Raw genomic sequence first — 21447 nt, forward strand, 5'->3', positions numbered from 1 at the left:
TGAAATGTATAAGCCCTGAAGTAAGACGCGCGCCATTATATATGACATTTCATATGCACGTTTTACTTTTTATTCAGCTTAATATGTTGATTAAATAACCGATTAATTAATCACATTGAATTATTTATGGCTTGGTCTACCGTTAAAGAGTAAATGATCGACTGTGCTTTTCTGTTATTTACAGCCATCTCAAAACAATCCGGAGAATGCCTGATGAACAAAAAAAGTTTAGTGATTATTAGCGCGTTAACATTATTGGCGAGTAATGCCTGGGCCGCTAAATTAATGGAAAAATCAGAGTTTGAAAAAGTTTCTTCGCAATATGAAAAGGTTGGCGAGATTGCAACATCCGACGAGATGTCACCAATGGATGCCCGCCATGCGTTAAGCAAGCTGGCGGATGAAAAGGGCGGCGATGTGTATGTCGTAACGTCCGATCAAACAAGGAAAAAAATCCACGCAACGGCCGATGTTTACAAGAAAAAATAGAAGAATAAAACCTCCTCCTGCTGGAGGTTTTTTATTTGCGAAAGAATCTGGTCTGAATATATCGAATATCGTAATAGTTAGGTTTTAATTTAAAGACTCTTATTGGCTGAATATATTGGTGCGCAGCGTAAATATGCCTGCGCATCTATTTTCTTTTTTCTACCGCAGTAATAGAGGAGTTTGTATGGGCGTCATCTTACGAATGACGATGCGCGTCTTTGCCATCGTATTATTCATCCTTGCCAGCACTGGCGTGTTTGCAGGTCAGTTAATTCTCAAAAATACTTCATCATCGCCGATAACCTGTACGGTTGACGGCTGGACCCGCGCGTCCGGCGGCAGCTTCGACTGGTTTATTAAGGTTGAGCCAGGGCAAAGTTTTTATGTCGGGCAAAATACCAGCCGACCCAATCCACCGATCATTAACTGGGCGAACTGCAATAACCTGCAAACCCGTGCTATGACGCTGACCCCGAAAGGGCCGAACCAGACGCTGGTGCTGAATGGCCAGCAAAACCGCGTGCTTAACGTGTCGCTCTATTCGTACCTGCCCACGTTACCGACGGATAATTTTGAAAGCCTGGTCGCTTATGTGGTGAAAACCTGGCAGGCACAACATCCGGACGTGTTGCTGAATGCCGTGCTTAGTCAGGAGGTCAAGATTTATGACTTCAATAAGCTGCGCACCATTCTGGGAACGGAGGGGTTTGATGTCGTTGAGCTGGATGTGTTGTATCTGGGATTTCTGGCGGATAACCAGCTTATCAACCCCGCGCAAATTAGCGGAGATGCGCCGTGGCCGGTTGCACTTGCCGGATCGACCTATAAAGGCCAACTTTGGGGTATTCCCAGCTGGCTGTGTATGAATTTTATCTACGCGTTTGACAAGGCGATTACCCAGCAAAACACGCTTGATAATTTACTGAGCTATATGAACTCGCTGCCCTCTGCAGTGCCGGCGCTGGCAGGCAGTTTTAATGGGCACTGGGCGGTGCCTTCCAATTACATCAACGCCTATGTGCAGCGCTATGGCCTGAACGCAATGCCGCAGGCCATGCAAATGCCGCCGGATAACGCAGTGATTTCGCAGTTGGTTGCCTTATCGGACACTTGCCAGAAAAAAGGTGTCGGTATTAATCAATGTACCAACGGCTATTTTTACAATGGCACGGGCGTGACCCCTGAGCAGGCATTTGCCACCGGGCAATCCAGTACGGAGATGGGGTTTTCTGAACAGTCGTTCTACGTGAACCTTTATCGTCCGTCGCAAAGCGCACCGTTGTATGTCATTCCGGTGCCGTGGGGACAAAAAGCACAGCCACTGCTATTCCAGGATAGCTTCGTTTCCAGCGCGGCCACCTGCAAGCCGGGTAGCCAGTGCAGTCGTGACGCACAGGCATTCACCACCATGATGACCGGCGTGGCGATGAAAAATTACATCGTGCAGTCTCAGGATCTTCCTGCCGGCACGCCGTGGCGCACGCTGCTGGTGGCTACCCAGCCTTTCTGGCAGCAGTCGCAGATCGTTAATAACGCTTATTACCAGCAACTGCGCCCGATCTTTGATACGGCAGCACCGTTCCCGAATAACTTCACCGAATCCGTTCAAACGACAATGGATACCCAGATTTGCGCCGCGCTGAAAGCACAGCGCCCGCAATTTGACTGTGGCGACAGCGCGAAAACTTTGCTCGCGACCGGCCACGCGAAGACGCAGCCGCGTCCAACTTCAGGCGAAAGCAGGAGCAAATTATGAGTGTCGGCCCGGTTTCAGGAAATGGCATCGTGATTACGTTGCCGCCAGGAAAAACGGTCTTCTGGACGGCTAATGTTCAGGCGTCCTGGGCGCAATACGTTCAGGTGCGGGATTCGGCGAATAACCCGGTCTTTCAGGCCAATGGAGCATCGACAGGTGGGCATTCACCGACGCAGATCGGTCAGGGAACGTTTGTCGCGTCCGGGACGGGAACCTATACCGTCTATCTGGGCTACAACAATGGGCAATCCTGGTCGCAAGTGATGTGGGAGGAAATGACGCTCAATATCGGCAGCCAGATCTATTCCAGTTGCTTTAATTTTATTTCCGAAGATGGTGCCGATCAGGACTATAACGACACCTGCCTGACATTAACCTGGTTTAACAGCATTGGCTGAGGAGAAGAACATGTCGATAGGACCTGTTAGTGGCAATGGCATTGCTATCGTTATTCCGCCGGGTAAAGTCGTGTTTTGGTCGGTGCTGGTACAAAGCTCGGCGAACCAGTTTATTCAACTGAAAGACAGCCTCTCCAACGTGGTGTTTACCGTGCAGGGTGCAAGCTCAAGCGGCGGTACGCCAACGCAAGTTGGCAGTGGTTTTTTTCAGGCGGATAACTCGGGTAATTATACTGTTTTGATCGGCACCAACGGCGGACAGCGTTTTTCAAACGTTCTCTGGACGCAGGATATTATTACCCGCGGTGCGTCAGTCTTTTTCGGCAAATATATCTTCGCCAGCGAGGATTCAACTGACAAAGATTACAATGACTCATTTTTCCAGCTGCAATGGTTTGAAAACGTAGGGTAAGGCGTTTTTCCCTCATCAGGAGTGCTTCGGCACTCCTGTCTCTCGCCGAAATGGCCCATTTCCCTGATATGCCTTGATTTCCCTTGCTGGTTTGGCAAAATCATTTATCCATTCGGTGAATGCTTTCTCTCGCAATCTGTCTGTTTTGCGGGCGCTAGCGTGCCTGCGCACAGAGATTTAAAGGGAAATAACGATGTTATTCGTAGAATGACATCAAAAATCTCCGTCGGGTTGCGACTAAGATAAAACATTATTTTTCAATGAGTTGATTCCTTATTGCACTCCGGTGGTATTTATTTGCATTTCCCTGGCAATATTTTTACCGCTCATCCGTCTACATCATCACAAGCGATTATTCACTAACCTGATGGAGTAGATAAAAGATGAGAGATTTTGATATGCATGGGCACAGGCACGGTCACGGCTTTGGTCGGCACCGCATGATGAAACCGTTGATCATTGGCGTGGTGGTATTTATCGCGTTAGGGCTGCTGGTGATGTCCTTATGGAACGCACTGTTACCGGCAATTCTTGGCGTGAAAAGCATTGGTTTCTGGCAGGCGCTGGGGCTGTTAGTGCTGAGCCGCATTCTGTTTGGCGGACTGGGATTCCATGGGGGAATGTTTGGCATGGCACGTCGACGTATGCACGAACGCTGGATGCAAATGACGCCGGAGCAGCGTGAAGCCTTTATCCAGCAGCGCCGCGAAGGTTTTGGTCACCGCGATCGCTGTGGCTGGCGGGCGCGTTGGGATGAAAGGGCGGATGACCGCCATCAGCCTGACGATAGCAGTGCAAAAAAACCGGATGCTGAGTGAGTACGGTGAAAACCATGGACGGCGAGTCTTTGCTGGTTAACGCGCTGAATGCCTGCCGCTCACGCCTGAAAGCGTTTATTCGTGGGCGCACGGCAGTGCGCGATGACGCTGACGACATTTTGCAGGAAGTGACTTATCAACTGATGAATGTGGAACAACCGGTGGAGAATGTTGCCGCCTGGTTGTTTCGCGCCGCGCGCAATGAAATGACCGACAGGGCGCGTAAAAAACGTGAGCTGTCGCTGTCCGTTTTTTTCAACGGCGGTGACGATGAGAGCGATTTTGCGGAAGATGAGTTGGCGGAAACGCTGTTTGGCGTGCCGCAAACGCCAGAAGAGGAGTATCTGCGCGAATTGTTATGGCAAGAACTGGAAAGCGCGCTGGCGGAACTTCCACCCGCCCAGCGCGAGGTGTTCGAAAAGACCGAGCTTGAGGGCATGAGTTACAAGGCGCTGGTGGAGGAGACGGGCGTCAGCATGCAGGCGCTGTTGTCCCGTAAACACAAGGCGGTGCTCTATCTGCGCAGCAGGCTGCGCAATGTTTATGATGAATTAATTGCTGAGTGAATAACTACGCTGAGCAAACATATATTGACTAGAGGTTTTTTAATAGCTCTCTGTTAACCAAGAACAGGAATAATTTAGTAGGAAAGGATTGTTTTTGCTTTCGAATAATGAGTATTATTGAGAACTTTCTCTAGAAATCATGTTTCTGGTAAGGATAACAGACATGCTTAGATATATTAAAGAATTCGCGTATCTTTTCAAAGGCAGCAGGAAAGTTATTAATGTTGACGTTTTTGAATGGAACTTGAAGCATATTACGTTAAAAAAATTACCCAATCATGCGAAATGGGATGATTTTGCGATACCACATCCGCCACTCGAATTTACCCTATGGCAATTGGCTCACGCCGTAGTAAAAACAGATTTCCTTATTCAGCGCAATTATAGCTTTCATAGCCTGGGACTTATCTTGTCTGCTCATGAACTGATTAAATTGGCAAAAAATGATAATTTGAGGCTCGTTGATGACATTGATACAGTTGTCAATGATGTGACATTAACAAGCCTAATAGGACGGCTGGGGCAAGGCATATCTTTACTACTGAGTTATAAATTAGGTTACATTTTCGTGGGGCATCTGGCTTCCGATGTTCAAGTGAAGGCTCATATAGCTGCTTTGCCTGATTCTATGAAGAGAGTGAAAATAGCGGATTTTTTATTTGAGAACAGTAATAAACAAAGAGTTATTTTTGAATCTAAAAGCTCATACGCGTTGCAGATTAATGACCCCTCTGAGATTAAATCGTCGTTAAAACGAGCTTTAGATAAACAGGTAGATCCCTGGCTGAACAGTCCCACAACTAATATCAATAATGGTTATGCGATGCATTCTGCCCTACGTGGTGAAAAGCAGCCCGTTAATAGCGCGATCATTTATGTCGATCCGCCAGGGGGAAATACAGGTTACGAAATTGAGTTTTCAGCCGAATGGGTAAAAGTTAGGAATTATGCAGCATGGTTCAAGTTTGCTAATCTTTTCACGCTTGCTGATAAATTAATGAACGGTGGCGAAAGCCATTTGCAACAATATTCCTTCAGAGTAGAGCACTTTTTTGGGGGGGAGTTTGTTATATTAAACAGACATAAAAATAAATATGAAAACGCAATTATTGTGGGCATTGATTTGCAGTTAATGCGGGCAATTGAGAAATATTTTGCTGATGAAAAAAACGATTTCATTAACTATGCCGGAATAGATAGTTATCGGATATTCATGGAGAGCATTGCATATCAAGCATTCAACTACAGCGTGTTCCCCGACGGCACGTTAATTGGAGAATCTGAGTACGAGAACCCCCGGGGAAACTATCAAAAATTTTTCCTTCCTGCTTAACCGCCCCAGCGGCTCTTCAAATAATTCACTGCCTGCTGAGTTTGCGGCTGTTCCAGATAACTTTCGCGGAACAAAATCGTGCCGTTAATTTGCGGCAGCGATTCGTTTAAATCGAGCTGTTTTTTCAGCTCAGGCACGCCGCCGTTGACTGTCCAGTCGGGCTCATTCTTCGAATATTCCCCTACTTTATACAGCGCCACACCGATGTAGAGACGCGTTTTTGTCGGTTTCACGACATCCGCCCACCATTTTGCCAGCACATCGTAACGCGCCGCATCGCGCGCGAATGGCCAGTAGATTTGCGGGGCAATGTAATCCAGTAACCCTTGTTGCACCCAGCGGCGCGTGTCGGCAAACGACTCGTCATACGCTGCTGCGCCACGCGTGTCCGAACCGGCGGTGTCGAATGAGCGGTTACGCCAGACTCCTGCCGGGCTCACGCCGAATTCTACATTAGGATTGAGTTGTCGAATGGTGCGTGAAACCTGCTCAATCAATTGCTGAGTATTGTTGCGCCGCCAGTCGGCTTTTGAACTAAACGCCTGGCCATATTGCCGGTATGTCTGGCTGTCATTCAGCGCAGAACCGGGGGTTTCCGAGTAGAAATAGTCGTCAAACTGCACGCCATCGACCGGGTAGCGTGCCACCACTTCGGCAACGATGCTGGTTATCCAGTCGCGTACTTCCGGAATACCGGGATCGAGCACAAAACGGTCGCCCGCCGTGCGGATCCAGTCGTGATGCAGCACAAAAATGCTGGCCGGATGCAGGGATAATGTGCGGTTGAGCTCTGCCGTGGTCGATGGTTTGGTATTGACCGAAACGCGGTAGGGGTTAAACCACGCATGCACTTTCATGCCGCGTTTGTGCGCTTCATCAAGAATAAATTGCAGCGGATCGTAACCCGGATCCTGCCCAATCGTGCCGGTCAGCATATCTGACCAGGGTAAAATCTTCGACGGCCACAGCGCGGTGCCATCGGGTTTGACCTGGAAAAAGACGGTATTGATGCCGAGGTTTTTCAGCTTATCCAGCTTGTTTCTCAGCGCTTCCTGCTGCTGGCTAACACGTAACGAGGCACTCAGGTTGACCGAATTTACCGGCGGCCAGTCGAGACGCGACACTGTCGCCAGCCAGATGCCGCGCACCGGTTGTGTATTTTTTGCCGGCGTCGTTGCGAGCGGTTGTTTTGCCACCGGTGGCAACGGTGTGACGAGTGATTTCGGCGCTTTTGAGGCGCAACTGGCGAGTAAAAGCGCAGTGGCAATAAGCACGGCTGACTTTTGTAGTGACATCTGAAAATTAGCTCTTAGGCGCTCGACCGCTGGTCCACGGGTTAAACGCAGGTTCGTCTGATTTGGCCGGGGCGTTCTCTTCCAGTGATTCGAGATACAGCGCCTCGACTTCCGCGCGCGCCCAGGGCGTGCGTCGTAAAAATTTCAAACTGGATTTAACGCTTGGATCGTTCTTAAAGCAATTGATATTGATGCGTTTGCCGAGTTCGGTCCAACCGTAGCGGGCGACCAGCGCGTTAACTTGCATTTCAAGCGTCACGCCGTGCAAAGGATCTTTTGAAATATGAGCGGCCATGGGAAGTCCAGTTTTCGGAAAGAGTTGCGCGGAAGGTTACAAGAAAGCCCGCTGAGCGTCACGGGCTTTGCGCTGCTAAACGTTACAGCCCAAACAGGCAAGGGCGACTTTTTCCGGATCACGGCTGTTTCGGCCATCTTCAGCAAGACGACTTTCAGCGTAGCGGCGTCACGAGTAAAAGGAGGAAGCGGTGGGCGAGTGCTTGTGAGAGGCTTTCTGGGTTAAGTGCTGGCAGAAACTCTGCCAGCACTAACCTGTTCCTACGCGTCGTTATTCTAATAAGTGACGGTGTAACGCTTTTACCGCACTGTCGGCGGATTCCGCAGGAAGCAGGAAACAGAGATTATGGCTGGAAGCGCCATGGCAAATCATCCGCACGGCATGGCTTTCCAGCCTGGCGAAAACCTCTTTGCACATCGCCGGAGCCTGCGAGAGTGCGTTACCAATAAGCGAAACTAATGCCAGCCCGGTCTCGATTTCGACATGGCAGTGCGATGACAGCTCGGTAAGCAGCGAGGTCGTTAGCGTGTCCGCTTCACCGGACGTTGAGCCGGTAGAGTTGAGGATAAGCGCAATGCTGGCTTCCGAGGTGGTCACGAGATCCATGGCGACGTCATGACGCGACAAAATGCCGAACATCTGTGCCAAAAAACGGTGTGCAGGCTGCCCATCCACGCTGGATAATTTTAATAGCGTTTGCTGACGCCGAATGGCCAGCGCACGGTAACGCGGCGGTTCATGCGTGTCACGGCATACCAGCGTTCCGCCCGCGCGCGGCTGGGCGCTTGAGCCGACAAAAACCGGAATGTTTTTACGCATCGCCGGGAGCAAGGTTGCGGGATGCAGCACTTTCGCGCCAAAGGTCGCCATTTCACTGGCTTCCGAAAATGAGAGCGTGTCAATGCGCTTCGCCTGGGCGACGATTCTGGGATCGGTAGTATAAATCCCTGCGACATCGGTCCAGATATCCACTCGCGCTGCCTGCAGCGCTTCTGCCAGCAATGAGGCGGTGTAATCGCTACCGCCACGACCAAGCGTGGTGGTTTGCCCCGCCGCGTCGCTGCCAATAAAGCCCTGAGTGACCACCAACGACTGCGCAATGCGCGGGCGCAAATGCTTTTCCACCCGTTCTGCAATCTCGCTGACTATCGGTACTGCGCAGCCGAAAGTGTCGTTTGTGCGAATGACTTTGCGCGCGTCAAACCACTGCGTTTCCACTTCGTGTTCGCGCAAGACCTCCACAAACAGCAAGGAAGACATCAGCTCCCCGTGGCTCACCAGCTCATCGCACAGCGCGTCTGACCGGGAGTCAGCGGACATGGCCGCAAGGTGGCTGATATTGTCGAGCAGGCGGTCGATCTCCTGGCCGATGGCTTCTGGCTGTTTCAGGCGTGAAATAATGTTGTATTGCAGGGTGCGCAGGGTGTCGATCTTATCTTGTCGAACGCTGCTTTCCAGACCGCCAGAGAGTTCGACTAACAGGTTGGTGACGCCAGCGGAGGCAGACAAAACAACCAGACGAACATCTTTATCAGCAAGGACAATAGTGGCACTGCGGCTCATCGCGTCAAAATCGGCGACACTGGTTCCGCCAAATTTGGCAACGATGGTGTGTGGATAAATGCGAGTCATAACAATCTCATATCAGGGCGCCATCATTTTAATGGCATGAAAATTTTCATTCTCGGCATAAGGGAAGAATGCTTCGCCTTACGAAATGTCCGCCCGCGAACATTTCTTTTTACAACCCAGGATTCTGCTCCCGTTGTCGATAACCTGTATTGCCTCTCACGAGTTACCGGGTGTGATGCGCATTAATGGCTAAATAGATGCTTCCTTTTTTCGGCTTAGGGATTTTTATCGCGGGCATAGTAAGTGATTTAACTCGCTGAATCGATATTTTCCTCAGCATTTGCAATAAACCAATGGAAAATATCATGATTTATTCAGCAGTTGCTGGCGAAGTTTGGCTTAAATAACGTTCTAATAACATAAAAAGAGCACAAATATTAAAAAGGGAGTCTTATTATGGCGTTGTTCACGAGGTAGCCTGGAATATTCTTGTAACAGAATTGGTTACAATTGATGCTGAACAACCCCCACGCAAAAATATTTTTTGTCATTGATTTTTAAAGAAAATGACATAAATGACATAAATGACCTGACAAAATAAAAGATTGAGTCCGCTGCTGAAAACACATATATTAGCCGCGTTTTTTACAAGCCCCCTTAAACCCTTATTCAACCCGGTGTTAAAACAACCCAGGTTGTAGGAGAGATATGATGACGGATAAAGTCCGTATTGATTCTTTGAGTGCTAATTCATTCCCGCAAAGCAATGAGACCTTCTTAGCAAGACAGGCTGAATTTGAATCCAATGTCAGAAGCTATCCGCGTAAATTGCCGTTAGCGATTGCCAAAGCGCAGGGCGTCTGGATCACCGATGTTGAGAATAATCAATACCTTGACTGCCTTGCAGGTGCCGGGACTCTGGCGCTGGGCCATAATCATCCTGATGTGATTCAAAGCATCCAAAGTGTCATTACCAGTGGCTTACCGTTACATACGCTCGACCTGACCACGCCGTTAAAAGATGAGTTTTCAGAATATCTGCTCTCTTTGCTGCCGGGTCAGGGCAAAGAATATTGCCTGCAGTTCACCGGGCCTTCCGGCGCGGACGCCGTAGAAGCGGCGCTGAAGCTGGCGAAAAAAGTGACCGGTCGTTCCGGTATTATCAGCTTCTCTGGCGGTTATCACGGCATGACGCACGGCGCGCTCTCCGTAACGGGCAACCTGTCGCCGAAAGAAGCGGTGAACGGCATGATGCCGGAAGTGCAGTTTATGCCTTACCCGCACCAGTATCGTTGCCCGCTGGGCATCGGCGGCGAAGCCGGTGTGAAAGCGCTGACCTACTACTTTGAAAACCTGATCAACGACGTTGAAAGCGGCGTGCGTAAACCGGCTGCGGTGATCCTGGAAGCGGTGCAGGGCGAAGGCGGTGTGAACCCGGCGCCAGTCGAGTGGCTGCAGCGCATCCGTAAAGTGACCCAGGAACACGGTATTCTGCTGATCCTGGACGAAGTGCAGGCTGGTTTCGCTCGTACTGGCAAGCTGTTCGCCTTCGAACACGCGGGTATTGAGCCAGACATCATTGTGATGTCCAAAGCAGTCGGTGGCGGTTTGCCGCTGGCGGTACTGGGCATCAAAAAACAGTTCGACGCCTGGGCACCGGGTCACCACACTGGCACCTTCCGTGGCAACCAGTTGGCGATGGCGACGGGCCTCACAACGCTGAAGATCCTCAAAGAAGATCGCATCGCCGATAAAGTGGCAGAGCAGGGCGAATGGCTGAAAGGCAAACTGGCAGAAATGCAAAAACGTTTCCCGGTCATTGGTCATGTTCGTGGCCTGGGCCTGATGATCGGTATTGAGATCGTTAAGCCACAGGAAGCCCAGGATCATATGGGCTGCTACCCGGCAGACGGCGAACTTTCTGCACTGTTGCAGAAAAAATGCTTCGAATCGGGTCTGATCCTTGAGCGCGGCGGCCGTGGCGGTTGCGTACTCCGTCTGCTGCCTTCGCTGCTGATCAGCAACGCAGAGCTGGAAATTTTCCTCGATAAATTTGAAAACGCGCTGCTGAGCGCTGGCGTGAAGCCTGTTTAATCGGAGTAAGTGAGCGAATGTCTGATTTAAATCCGATTCTCTCGGGTTCCGCGCAGAGTATTGCTGCCTATCAGGAAGCGATTGAGCAGAGCACGCAAGCGGTTGTGCAGTGGCTCAAGCAACCTGAAATGTATCAGGGCAAAACTGTCGCGGAATTACGTGAGCGCATCAATTTAGAGTTCACGTCTCAGGGCCTGGGTAACCAGGCCGCTATTGAACGTGCCGTTGAGTATTTCCTCAAAGACAGTCTGTCCGTGCATCACCCGCAATGTGTGGCGCATCTGCACTGCCCGAGCCTGGTGATTAGCCAGGCAGCGGAAGTGCTGATCAACGCCACGAATCAGAGCATGGATTCATGGGATCAGAGTCCGTCAGCGACCATTATCGAGATGAAACTTATCGCGTGGTTGCGTGAGCAGGTGGGTTACCCGGCCGGAGACGCTGGCGTATTCACCAGCGGCGGCACGCAGAGCAATCTGATGGGTTTGATGCTGGCGCGCGATGCCTTTTTTGCTCGCCAGGGCCACTCCGTTCAGCAGCACGGCTTAACCGGTAATCTCAGCAAAATTAAAGTGTTATGTTCTGAAAATGCGCACTTTTCTGTGCAGAAGAACATGGCGCTGATGGGGCTGGGTTACCAGTCCGTCACGCTGGTGAAAACGGATGCGTTCTCGCGTATGGATCTTAACGATCTGGCGCAGAAACTGGCCGAGGCGAAAGCCAATGGTGAGCAGGTGATGGCCATTGTTGCCACCGCCGGCACCACCGATGCCGGAGCAATTGATCCGTTAGCGGAAATCGCCGCGCTGGCTGCCGAACAGCAGATTTGGGTTCACGTTGATGCGGCCTGGGGCGGCGCGTTACTGCTCTCTGAGAAGTATCGCCATTTCCTCAATGGCCTTGAGCTTGCTGATTCCGTAACGCTGGATTTCCATAAGCAATTCTTCCAGACCATCAGCTGTGGCGCGTTCCTGCTGAAAGATGCGCGCCACTACCAGTTGATGCGTTACCAGGCGGCCTACCTGAACTCTGACTTTGACGAAGAGCAGGGCGTACCAAACCTGGTGTCGAAATCATTACAAACGACGCGCCGTTTCGATGCGCTGAAGTTGTGGATGGGTCTTGAAGCGCTGGGTAAAAAGCAGTACGCCGAAATTATTGATAATGGCGTTACGCTGGCGCAGCAGGTGGCGCAGTTTGTTGCTGAGCAACCGCAGCTGGAATTGGTAATGCAGCCGCAACTGGCCAGCGTGCTGTTCCGTTTCCGCCCGCAAAATGGTGATACAGCAAGTGTTGCGTTGCTGAACCAGCGTATCGGCGATGCGCTGTTGGCCTCCGGGAGCGCCAACGTTGGCGTAACGGAAGCTGACGGGGTGACATGCCTGAAGCTGACGTTGCTGAACCCGACGGTTTGCCTGGAGGACGTCAAAGTTCTGCTGGCAAGCGTGGTTGCCTGTGGGCAGCAGTTACAGAACGCCTGATTCACGCTGTAAATAAAAAAAGCCGACAGCAGCGATGTTGTCGGCTTTTTTATTGTCTGCAAAACGCTTATCTGTGCGTCACTCTTCGTCTGGCGCAACGGGGTCGGGTTCCCAGGAGATAATGTCGCCGGGCTGACACTCCATGGCTTCGCAAATTTTAGCCAGCGTATCGAATCGAATACCTTTTACTTTGCCGGACTTGAGCAGCGAGAGGTTTTGCTCGGTGATACCGATAAAGGCCGCCAGCGCTCTGGACGTCATTTTTTTCTCTACCAGCAGTTTGTCCAGATGAACCACCACAGCCATAGTTAAATAAACTCCCTGGTTTCTTCTTCCGCTTTGATCCCCGCGAGCATGGCGTGAAACGTCACAAATAACAAGCCGCCGGTGAGCAACAGAATCACATCACCAATCAGCACGGTGACCTGATAATATTTTTCTGGCCACCAGACGACCAACGGTATTAAAAAGCGGCACACCGGCAATACGACGCCAAGGCTTAGCATCATCAATGCAATATTACGCACACAACGCGCCAGCGCCAGGTTGAGGATTTGCCGTTTACCAACCAGGCGCATCACCTGCATTCCTTGCCAGATAGCAAAAGCAAATAACCCAACGGGAAAATAGAGAATGATCAATAGCAGTAACTGGTGAAGCGGTGATACGGAAGTCACTGGCTGGCTTTCTGGTTGCATATCGGCAAATTTAAGCATGCTGGAAATAAAAAACGACTCACCGGAAAAATATAACCACAGGGGTGTAATTAAGGCGAGGATGAAAAAGAGCGGTAATATCCCTGAGATAAACACCAGGCTGAGTTTATTTCGTATACCTTTCACTTTGTACCTTCCTGAATTAAGGATTATATTTTAAAACCAGCATGCTCAAGCATGACATAAGCATCAATGAAATGGCAATCTTGCCAGCCGCCAGTACGCGCGGGGTGCGAGTTAACCAGGGCGCTGGCCACGCGCGATAAATACTGATGGCCATAAACGAAGCCTGAACGGTCCATGTCAGCATTCTGAACAGGTAACCTGTCATGGTCAGATGTGTGATTGTCTGCATCATCTCGGCACAATAAATGACAATCAAAGCCAGCATGATGTAGTTCAACAACCGTATTTTGTAACGTGCGACCCATGAGCCGCAAATAAACAGAATGACCGAGATAAAGGTTAATATCGCCCACAATATGTCAATCCAGTTCATGATGAACGTCCGTTTTAGCCGGTGTCTGTGTTAATAACAGGCGCATTGCCGGGCCAATAACGGGCCACGCCGTATCTGAGAGGATCACCACTGCGGATTGTTGCTGTGGATCGAACGCAATGGCGGAGGCAAAACCGGAGGATTCACCGTCGTGCCAGGTGATGTCCCGCCCACGAATACGGGTGGTAAACCAGGCGTAACCCACGCGTGAATCTGCATCGTCGGTAGCAAACCGTGGCGGCATTGCCGCGCTACCGGCAAGTTTGCCCGCCAGTAAGGCTTGAGCATAATGTGCCATATCGACGATGGTTGAACGCACACCGGCAGCCGGTGTGAACGCGCGCTGTATCCATGGCGCTTCGGCAAACCCGGACACCGCCCAACCGTGGCGAAATGTGGGCGTGTCGGGGGTTAACGCGTCGGCAACGGCAGTGTTTGCCATTTTCGTTGGTGCAAAAACCCGCGTTTGCAATAGCGTATTAAAAGGTTGATGCGCAGCTCGCGATAGCGCCAGGCCCAGCAAGGCGTAGCCGGTGTTGGAATAATCAAACCTGGCGGGGGCGGCTAAGTGGGAGTTATTCACCATTTCGATGACTGATTTTTCGTCATACTCCCAGAAGTTTTCACGCAGGATTATCTGGCTGATCACCCGGATCTTCTGGCGCAGCGATGAGGCTAACGGCGGCAGGCCAGCACGATGGGATGCCAGTTGCTCAAGGGTAATTTCTCGCGCCGGGCCGCTGATTTCCGGAATAAGATCGCCGACGCGGGTTTGCGCTGTCGCTTCACCCCGGCGAAATGCTTCCATCAGTAAACTGCTGGTCATGGTTTTGGTCAGACTGGCGATTTCATATTGTCGGTTGTAATCACTGTCCCAGAGTGCGTATTGAATCCCGCTCGGTGTAATTAGCGCGGCGGCGACGCTGCCTCGCGTTCCTTTCAGTAATGGCGTTAAAAACGACACCAAACTGGCATCTCCCGTCTGGCGAGCAGATGGAGTGCTAAAGCCGGGTTGCAGGTAAATGCCTGCGGCAATCAGTGTAATAAACACCGCGCCCGCAGCGAGCAGACGAGCTCGACTGCGAAAGTGACATTTGCTCATGGCGCCGCCTCAGAATGTGTACTGGATCAGTGACGACAGGGTGTACTGCATCCGGCTGTTCACCAGTGGGCTACTCCCCGCTTCATCGAACAGGTACTGCGCGCGGCTGGTCAATCCTGCTGCCAGGTTTTTATCGAACTGCCACACCAGTTCGGCATACAAGCCACCTTGCTGGAGGCCTGATGAAGGGGAATAAACTGCAAAATCGGTGCGTTGTGCCTGGCGCGCCGTCACGCCGTAGTGGCGCTGCTGGTAAACCCTGTTCGCCCAACTTATATCACCGCCGACCGAGAGTGTTGCACTCTGCCAGCGCCAGAGTTGGGCTTCCGCGCCGCTCGTGACGATCATACTTCTGCCCGGCGCTTCGCCGCCATAATGCTGCTTTTCAGTGGCGGTTAACAGGCGCAGCCACAACGTCCAGTTCTCTTGTTGGTAGCGCAGATCTGCACCCGTCATCACCGCTGCTGACAGGTTCCCCATCCCTTGCAGATCGCGGTTTTTCCTGCCAGAAAATGGGTAGTTAAACACCTCTTTTCGCGCCTCATCTTGCGTTAACAACAGGCTTACGCTGAAAGGCGAGTCCGGTGTCAGTCCCCATATCAGCCCGTCGGTAGATAGACCGAACAGCCCCCAGTTTTCGCTATGAATATTCACGCCCGCTTTCAACAGTGGTCCCACTGCCGTGTGGTTCGAACCTGAGTAAATGGGACGAGCGCTGACGCCCAGCCCGGCAAAACCAGAAAACTCCGCGCTGTGTGTTGGCGCACAGATGAGTAATACAGAGTACAAAACACCCTGTTGCAGACTTCTTTTCATTCGATGCCTCTCCTGGCAAAGGTGGTTGAAGTGGATGCAGGCTAGCCTGGAGTTTATCGTTTTACAATAAGTTTTTATTGTTTTATTTTAATTGTCATCGAGGGTAAAAAAGGTGGTTTGGCAAAGAAGCGACGTCAGGGAGGCAGGATGGACAGGTTCACAGGTAAGAAAATCATCATTACTTTTCTTAAATAATGGTGCGGAAGATTTATGCGTTTTACGGTTTGAAAATTCGCTTTCCCGGGACATCGTTGTTGGTGGTCCATGGAACGAGACGGTTTTCAGCAAATCCTTTTTCAGGATGGCTGACATCAGATGTCAGTCCGCTGTGATTAACTCATTTTCAGACAGTTTTGCGCGTAAAAATATCACTTAAGTCTCTGGCGAATATGCCGTTAATAAATGGATGGATTTAAAAGGAGCGGAAACAATGAAGCAACAATGGACAAAGCTGGAAGCCATTCTGCAAGACGCCGACCCTGCTTTATTAGCCGATCTCGCCCCACCGGCAACGGACGCGGAGATTGCGACTTTAGAGCAGGCGCTGGGTATGAGTTTGCCTACCGATTTTGTGGCCTGCCTGAAAATACACAATGGGCAACACGGTAACAGCCACGGGCTGTTTGATGACTCAGAGTTTTTATCCACCTCGCGGATTTTACAGGAATGGCGCATCTGGAAAGGGTTGCTTGATGGCGGCGACTTCGAAGGCGCTGAGTCGAGTCCGCAAAGCGGCATTCGCCCGGTATGGTGGAGCCCCGCCTGGATTCCTTTCACTTATAACGGGGCGGGCGATCATCTTTGCCTGGATCTCGATCCGGTAGGAGAGGGCGCGCGAGGTCAGATTATCACGCTCTGGCACGACGACGGTGCGCGTGAAAAACAAGCGGACAGTTTTGCACAGTGGTTCACGCAATATGTGGATCAGCGGTAGACCTTTTTAACATCGGCTCGATCAGGCTGGAGGATAAATGGATTTAACATACGAAGAATTAAAACAGCAGCGCCTGCAAAAACTCTTTGATGATTGTCAGCAGCAAGTATTGTCACAAATTATCGGCCCCTTTGGGCTTTCAACGGCCATGTTTGAAGATCGCAACGGCGGCAATGTGTCGACGCTGCATAACTTCGAACGCGAAGAGGCCGATTACATCGCCGATAAAGATATCTCCAGCCATGCGAAATCGCGCCAGGACTACCAGCGCGAAGAGTATGAAAGCCGTGATTTTACGCAAAAAAGCCAGCAGCTTCGTGCAGGCGGCGTTGATGGTTATACCGGTAAAGCGACCGATGCTGCGGATATGGATCTCGATCATGTCACCTCACTCAAGACGCTGTCGAAAAATAAGAAAGTGCATTTTGCCCTGGAAACCGGGGACAGCGTTGAAAAAGTCGTGAAAATGGCAAATGCCGATGAAAATCTGGTGACCACACACAAATCGATAAACCGTTCTAAAGGTGCCGGTGAACTCGACACCTTCGCAGAAAAAAATGGCGAAAGATTCGAACTGGATCCGCAGAAGGTCGCAGCGGCGCAGAGACGCTCGGATGAGCATATTTCGAAAACGCTGAACTCGGCGCTGATGAAAAAGCAGGGCAAAGAGTTATTACAAACCGGCGGCCAACAGGCGCTGCAGATGGGAATGCGCCAGGCGCTGGGGCTGTTACTGACTGAATTGGTCAATGGCCTGTTTAATGAATTCAAAGTGCTTATTCAACATGGTGTTGAAGCGGGCAAAACACTGTTTGAGGAGATCCGCCAGCGCTTAATGCGTGTTATCGCATCCGTAGTAAAAAAGATCCCCGATGCGCTAGGGCAAATGTTCCAGGGGGGCGTGAGTGGTTTTATGAGTAATTTGCTCACCTTTTTGCTGAACAATTTTCTCTCAACCGCAAAACGTTTCGTGACCATGATCCGCGAAGGGCTGTTGGGGCTTTTTCGTGCATTTAAAATGATTTTCTTCCCACCAGAACATATGACGGTGCAACAGGCGTTGCAGGAAGGGTTGAAGATCCTCACTGCGGTTATCGTGACGTCAGTCGGTATGTTATTAAATGAAAGCATCGCGACGTTTATGGCGACTTTACCGTTCCTGAAACTGTTTGCAGATATGCTAACGCCCGTGCTGATGGGTATCGCTACCGGGTTGCTTTCCGCTTTTCTCGCTTATCAAATTGACACGTTTTTCGATCGCTCCCGTTTCTCGCTGAACGAAAAAATGATGGATGAGATGATCGCTGACAGCAAACGACGGGAAGCGTTTGCGGGTGAACTGGTGACGCTTGCAGAGAGTTCTCTGGGCAATATTGAAAATTACTCGAAGGCGGTAACGCAGTATCAGGTCATCGGGGCAAACCTCGCCACCGCCGCGATTTCGACGACGGCAACCCTTGCAAGTCTTGAGCGGACAACTCAAGAAACGGCTGCGCAGGTAGCGAAAAGCGCCGCTGTGGTTGCGTTTATTAATGAAAGCCAGTCTGAAATTGATGATTTTCTGAAAAACCTTTGAGAACAATAAGATGAGTGCGTTAAATAAGCAGGAACTTCAGGTCATTCAGGCCTTTTCATCCGCCGACTTGCCGGAACGTTTCTTTCGTGACAGCAATATTAAAGAATTAATTAGCGGAATGACTGAGGAGCAGAAATCCGTTCAGAAGAGCGCAAAGCATGTGGATCACCTGCGGCAGGAACAGAAGGATGGCAACTTTTTCACTAACTGGTTGAACGATCGTGGCGATCTACTACAGGACGCGCAGATAGATCTCAATAAATCCATTGGTCGTCTGACGCAAAAATCTTCTCAGTTATTGATTGTTAACACCGCTCTTTCCAAGCTACTGAACCAGCAACAGCAGATTTTATTGAATCAACAAAATATCCTGGAAGACCAGACGCGTTCCCTTGCTGAACAGAATGGCCAGATCCTGAAACAGCAGGTATTGCTGGAAGAACAGCAAAAAGAAATTAACAAGGCCAACCAGGGTCTGATGGATGCCAAAGGAGTTACGCAAGATCAGGCCCAGCAGTTGATTGGCTGTGTAATACGGGTGACGGAGGCAGAAAATAAAATCGGCGAGGCAAATGCGACGTTACTGGCCGAGCTTGAACAGCGTGTCGCGCGCTCCGAGTCCGATTTTGCACAGCAATTGCAAAGCAGTCTGGCAGAGCAGGGAAGGCAGCATAAAATTCTTGAGCAGGCTATGGCAGAAAACGATGCGGTTCAGCAACAGTATGTTGAGTCAATACAGCAGTCGCTGGCACAAGAACAGCAGTTGTCTCATCAACAATTGCTTGGCGAACTTGAGCAAAATCGCCTGGCGCTGCTTGATTCAGTCAAAACTATCGCAAACCAATGCGATACATTGCAGCAAGAGTTAACTCAGGCCGTGATGCAGCACGTCGACCGCCAGACCAACACGGATAACGCTGTTGCGGCGTTACAAACACAATTTCTCCAGTCACGATTGCGTCACCGTTTTGCGCTGACGACGATGGCCTGTGTTGTTGGACTTTCTGTCGGCTGGCAAATTATGCAGCACTTTTCGTTGCTCTGAAGCAGGTGCCGGGAATGAACAAACAGCGCAGTAACTCTACGACGCAAGGAGATGCTGCGCTGCTGCCAACGGTGTCCTTTTCAGACCACAAAGCTGATTACTACTGAGAGGCGGGCAAGAACAGACTGTTCCAGAGGAAGGCCGTGAATCAAAAGTGTGCTGCAAAAAGAGGTGAGCGGCAGCGGCCTGTGTGCAGGATAGTGCAGGATAGATATCTCAGTTGTGGCAGGGCTTAATCATAATGGTCAGGTAATATTCAATTTAACATAATATACATTATGCGCACTAAGGTGGTGTTAGATAGAATCCAGCGGTTTGCCATCATGATTATTGCCGTGGTCATTTATCTCTGGTTTTCTTGCCTTAGTGCTTGCCCGCAATTACACCATTCATTCCGCCATGGGCGTTCCCTGATGAAAGCGCATCTGCCACTATCCAGTCTCCCTCGTTAGCCACTGAGATCGGTTCGACGGCAATTTCCTGCGGCGCCGCGATACTTACTGTCGTGCTCTTCTGCATTTATCGGCAGTGCGGTTTCTGGCACCATTCGAAACCCGCAGAATATAACGCAATCCGGTAAATATATTTTTGGTTTAATTCAATCATTTTCATTTACAGGAAGTAATTGACCCGGCAATGATGAAATATATTAAAAAAAGCCTTGCGTTAAGTAATGTTATCGCAAAGAAAATATCGACAAACGATCCACAACAGCTTGAATTGATAAAGGAGCGACTAAAAAATCGATTCGGTGTGCCTGTCGGTACGCATATGACAGGAATCCCTTTAGGTATCAGTGTGATACTTGCTATTTTTTGCTACGCCATGCCGCAAGCTTCTCTCTGGATGATTATTTTCAACTGGCTATCCATACCTGAATATAAAGTGCTGGTCGGCGTTTTCTTTGCGGCGGCTGTTTATTGTGTGCTGATTATGACCACCATGTTGCTTACCGCGCGTGGCTCTCTGGTGGGACTTAAATCTCACCTGTTTGTCATTGCGCTGACGGGCGCGGTGGCCATTTTGTATTTTATCTCAGCCTTTTTCTCACTATTATTCGGCGGGGTGGATAATTACACGCCGCAGATAACATCAGTGCTAGGGTTAGCTTTCTTTTTACTGAATGTTAAATGGATAAATTCCTCGCTATTTTATCGGTCAATCGCGCTGTCGTTACATAATCGAGTCTGGCGAAAACAGTTAAAAATAGAGGCGCGGCAAGCGCAAATGCTAAAACGCTAGCGGCATCCATCTGGGGGAAATGCATTCACTTCCCCTTCTCATCTGGCACTAAACGCCGACACACGCCCAGCATAAACTGACGCAACCAGCGATGCGCAGGATCGACTTCTGAACGCGGGTGCCACAGTTGAGACACGGTAATGGTGCGCGTTTTTACCGGCAGCTCAAACATTGTCACTCCCTGCCTGGTTGCGGGATTGAGAAGAAATGAGGCCGGGATAAGCGCGATAAGATCGGACGCTCGTGCCACGGCTAATGCCGCAGGAAAACCCGGCACCACAGCGGCTATTTTCCTGCGCACGCCCTGCTCTGCCAGCCCTTCATCAACCGGGCCGCTTGATAACCCACGACGCGACGCCACGACATGGCCCCAGGCGACATACTCGTTGATTGTCACCTCACTACGTTGCGCCAGCGGATGCGTATCTCTGACGACGCCAACAAAGCGATCTCTGAACAGCGCCTGCACGCGAATTTCTGGTCCCATTTCGCTTAGCACGCCAATTTCCAGATCAACCCGTCCTTCCCGCAAGGCACTGGAGCCTTTCTCCGGCTTTGGCGTAAACCGTAGCATCACGCCTGGCGCTACCGCCGCCATTTCTGCAATCAGCCTGGGACCAAATGCTTCGACAAAACCATCGTTGGCACGCAGGGTAAACATCTGTTCCAGCGAGGCAATATTGAGCTCCGGTTGCGCGGGCCGCAGCAACGCCCGCGCCTCGAAAACGGCGTTCTGCGTGCGTGCCCGAAGCGTTTCTGCATAAGGCGTCAGCACCATATTGCGTCCGGCGCGCACTAAAAGTGGGTCGCCGGTCGTTTCCCGCAGACGGCTGAGTGTTCGGCTCATCGCTGAGGCACTCAGACCCAGCCGCCGTGCAGCTACAGCCACACTGCGTTCGGCGATCAGCACATCCAGTGCAAATAACAAATTCAGATCGGGTTCACTCATCGGTTCGCGTCCACAACAGAAGGATCAGATATGGCGTTTGCTGCAATGTATTAATGCAA

The 21447-nt window shown here is 50.6% G+C and carries 23 protein-coding genes; 13 read left to right on the forward strand and 10 right to left on the reverse strand.

Annotation, left to right across the window (positions count from 1 at the left end; all coding sequences use genetic code 11):
- The first annotated feature begins 213 nt into the window (after window positions 1-213).
- The 7 genes from yahO (at window position 214) to ACFX4O_RS06830 (ending at window position 5772) form a co-directional block, all read left to right on the forward strand.
- Window positions 214-489, forward strand: a complete 276-nt coding sequence (gene yahO, locus ACFX4O_RS06800; RefSeq protein WP_131411120.1) for a DUF1471 family periplasmic protein YahO — start codon at window positions 214-216, stop codon at window positions 487-489.
- Window positions 490-673: 184 nt separating this feature from the next.
- Window positions 674-2245 carry a hypothetical protein gene (locus ACFX4O_RS06805; RefSeq protein WP_131411118.1) on the forward strand — a complete coding sequence of 524 codons (1572 nt, stop codon included), beginning with the start codon at window positions 674-676 and terminating at the stop codon, window positions 2243-2245.
- Window positions 2242-2643 carry a fucose-binding lectin II gene (locus ACFX4O_RS06810; protein WP_131411116.1) on the forward strand — a complete coding sequence of 134 codons (402 nt, stop codon included), beginning with the start codon at window positions 2242-2244 and terminating at the stop codon, window positions 2641-2643. Before ACFX4O_RS06805 ends, ACFX4O_RS06810 begins: the two co-directional genes overlap by 4 nt.
- Window positions 2644-2653: 10 nt before the next feature.
- Window positions 2654-3055, forward strand: coding sequence for a fucose-binding lectin II (locus ACFX4O_RS06815; protein WP_131411114.1), 402 nt, complete (start codon window positions 2654-2656; stop codon window positions 3053-3055).
- A gap of 383 nt (window positions 3056-3438) precedes the next feature.
- Window positions 3439-3873 (forward strand): hypothetical protein, encoded by a 435-nt coding sequence (locus ACFX4O_RS06820; protein WP_131411108.1) that lies wholly within the window; start codon window positions 3439-3441, stop codon window positions 3871-3873.
- 14 nt (window positions 3874-3887) lie between these two features.
- The gene (locus ACFX4O_RS06825; protein ID WP_380208041.1) at window positions 3888-4439 is read left to right on the forward strand and encodes an RNA polymerase sigma factor; all 552 of its coding nucleotides are present in this window, start codon (window positions 3888-3890) and stop codon (window positions 4437-4439) included.
- Window positions 4440-4602: 163 nt separating this feature from the next.
- The gene (locus ACFX4O_RS06830) at window positions 4603-5772 is read left to right on the forward strand and encodes a hypothetical protein (protein ID WP_380207846.1); all 1170 of its coding nucleotides are present in this window, start codon (window positions 4603-4605) and stop codon (window positions 5770-5772) included.
- On the opposite strand, the gene ACFX4O_RS06835 is transcribed toward ACFX4O_RS06830, so the two are convergent.
- The 3 genes from ACFX4O_RS06835 to lysC all read right to left on the reverse strand — a co-directional run bounded on the left by ACFX4O_RS06835 (window position 5769) and on the right by lysC (window position 8994).
- Complete coding sequence (locus tag ACFX4O_RS06835; protein WP_380207847.1) at window positions 5769-7067, reverse strand: glycoside hydrolase family 10 protein; 1299 nt, start codon at window positions 7065-7067, stop codon at window positions 5769-5771. The two genes, ACFX4O_RS06830 and ACFX4O_RS06835, sit on opposite strands and share 4 nt — an antisense overlap.
- Window positions 7068-7074: 7 nt before the next feature.
- The gene (locus ACFX4O_RS06840; protein ID WP_380207848.1) at window positions 7075-7362 is read right to left on the reverse strand and encodes a VF530 family DNA-binding protein; all 288 of its coding nucleotides are present in this window, start codon (window positions 7360-7362) and stop codon (window positions 7075-7077) included.
- A 270-nt stretch (window positions 7363-7632) separates the two neighbouring features.
- Window positions 7633-8994 (reverse strand): lysine-sensitive aspartokinase 3, encoded by a 1362-nt coding sequence (gene lysC / locus ACFX4O_RS06845; RefSeq protein ID WP_380207849.1) that lies wholly within the window; start codon window positions 8992-8994, stop codon window positions 7633-7635.
- Window positions 8995-9642: 648 nt separating this feature from the next.
- On the opposite strand from lysC, the gene ACFX4O_RS06850 reads away from it, so the two are divergent.
- Together ACFX4O_RS06850 and ACFX4O_RS06855 are read left to right on the forward strand one after the other, a co-directional pair.
- A complete protein-coding gene (locus tag ACFX4O_RS06850; protein WP_131411098.1) occupies window positions 9643-11028 on the forward strand; it encodes a diaminobutyrate--2-oxoglutarate transaminase in 1386 nt (461 codons plus the stop codon).
- A 17-nt stretch (window positions 11029-11045) separates the two neighbouring features.
- Window positions 11046-12509, forward strand: coding sequence for a pyridoxal phosphate-dependent decarboxylase family protein (locus ACFX4O_RS06855; protein ID WP_380207850.1), 1464 nt, complete (start codon window positions 11046-11048; stop codon window positions 12507-12509).
- Window positions 12510-12587: 78 nt separating this feature from the next.
- Here ACFX4O_RS06855 and ACFX4O_RS06860 read toward each other — a convergent pair whose 3' ends face one another.
- The 6 genes from ACFX4O_RS06860 to ACFX4O_RS06885 form a co-directional block, all read right to left on the reverse strand.
- Window positions 12588-12815, reverse strand: coding sequence for a helix-turn-helix domain-containing protein (locus ACFX4O_RS06860; RefSeq protein ID WP_380207851.1), 228 nt, complete (start codon window positions 12813-12815; stop codon window positions 12588-12590).
- Between the two features lie 2 nt (window positions 12816-12817).
- On the reverse strand, window positions 12818-13351 hold the full coding sequence (locus ACFX4O_RS06865) for a DUF2975 domain-containing protein (protein WP_380207852.1): 534 nt from the start codon (window positions 13349-13351) through the stop codon (window positions 12818-12820).
- Between the two features lie 23 nt (window positions 13352-13374).
- A complete protein-coding gene (locus tag ACFX4O_RS06870) occupies window positions 13375-13704 on the reverse strand; it encodes a hypothetical protein (RefSeq protein ID WP_380207853.1) in 330 nt (109 codons plus the stop codon).
- Between the two features lie 6 nt (window positions 13705-13710).
- Window positions 13711-14826, reverse strand: coding sequence for a serine hydrolase domain-containing protein (locus ACFX4O_RS06875; RefSeq protein ID WP_380207854.1), 1116 nt, complete (start codon window positions 14824-14826; stop codon window positions 13711-13713).
- A 9-nt stretch (window positions 14827-14835) separates the two neighbouring features.
- On the reverse strand, window positions 14836-15642 hold the full coding sequence (locus tag ACFX4O_RS06880) for a MipA/OmpV family protein (RefSeq protein WP_380207855.1): 807 nt from the start codon (window positions 15640-15642) through the stop codon (window positions 14836-14838).
- A gap of 87 nt (window positions 15643-15729) precedes the next feature.
- A complete protein-coding gene (locus ACFX4O_RS06885) occupies window positions 15730-15954 on the reverse strand; it encodes a hypothetical protein (protein ID WP_380207856.1) in 225 nt (74 codons plus the stop codon).
- Window positions 15955-16072: 118 nt separating this feature from the next.
- Between ACFX4O_RS06885 and ACFX4O_RS06890 the strand changes: the two genes are divergently transcribed.
- The 4 genes from ACFX4O_RS06890 (at window position 16073) to ACFX4O_RS06905 (ending at window position 20439) form a co-directional block, all read left to right on the forward strand.
- Complete coding sequence (locus tag ACFX4O_RS06890; protein WP_380207857.1) at window positions 16073-16576, forward strand: SMI1/KNR4 family protein; 504 nt, start codon at window positions 16073-16075, stop codon at window positions 16574-16576.
- 37 nt (window positions 16577-16613) lie between these two features.
- Window positions 16614-18152 carry a hypothetical protein gene (locus ACFX4O_RS06895; protein WP_380207858.1) on the forward strand — a complete coding sequence of 513 codons (1539 nt, stop codon included), beginning with the start codon at window positions 16614-16616 and terminating at the stop codon, window positions 18150-18152.
- A 10-nt stretch (window positions 18153-18162) separates the two neighbouring features.
- Entirely contained in the window at window positions 18163-19197 is a 1035-nt protein-coding gene (locus ACFX4O_RS06900) for a hypothetical protein (RefSeq protein WP_380207859.1), read from the forward strand.
- Between the two features lie 636 nt (window positions 19198-19833).
- Window positions 19834-20439: a hypothetical protein gene (locus tag ACFX4O_RS06905; protein ID WP_380207860.1), complete on the forward strand. Its 606-nt coding sequence runs from the start codon at window positions 19834-19836 to the stop codon at window positions 20437-20439.
- A 25-nt stretch (window positions 20440-20464) separates the two neighbouring features.
- On the opposite strand, the gene ACFX4O_RS06910 is transcribed toward ACFX4O_RS06905, so the two are convergent.
- On the reverse strand, window positions 20465-21388 hold the full coding sequence (locus ACFX4O_RS06910) for a LysR family transcriptional regulator (RefSeq protein ID WP_380207861.1): 924 nt from the start codon (window positions 21386-21388) through the stop codon (window positions 20465-20467).
- Window positions 21389-21447 lie beyond the last annotated feature (59 nt).

This window comes from Kosakonia sp. YIM B13571 (assembly GCF_042788095.1).
GTDB lineage: Bacteria > Pseudomonadota > Gammaproteobacteria > Enterobacterales > Enterobacteriaceae > Kosakonia > Kosakonia quasisacchari.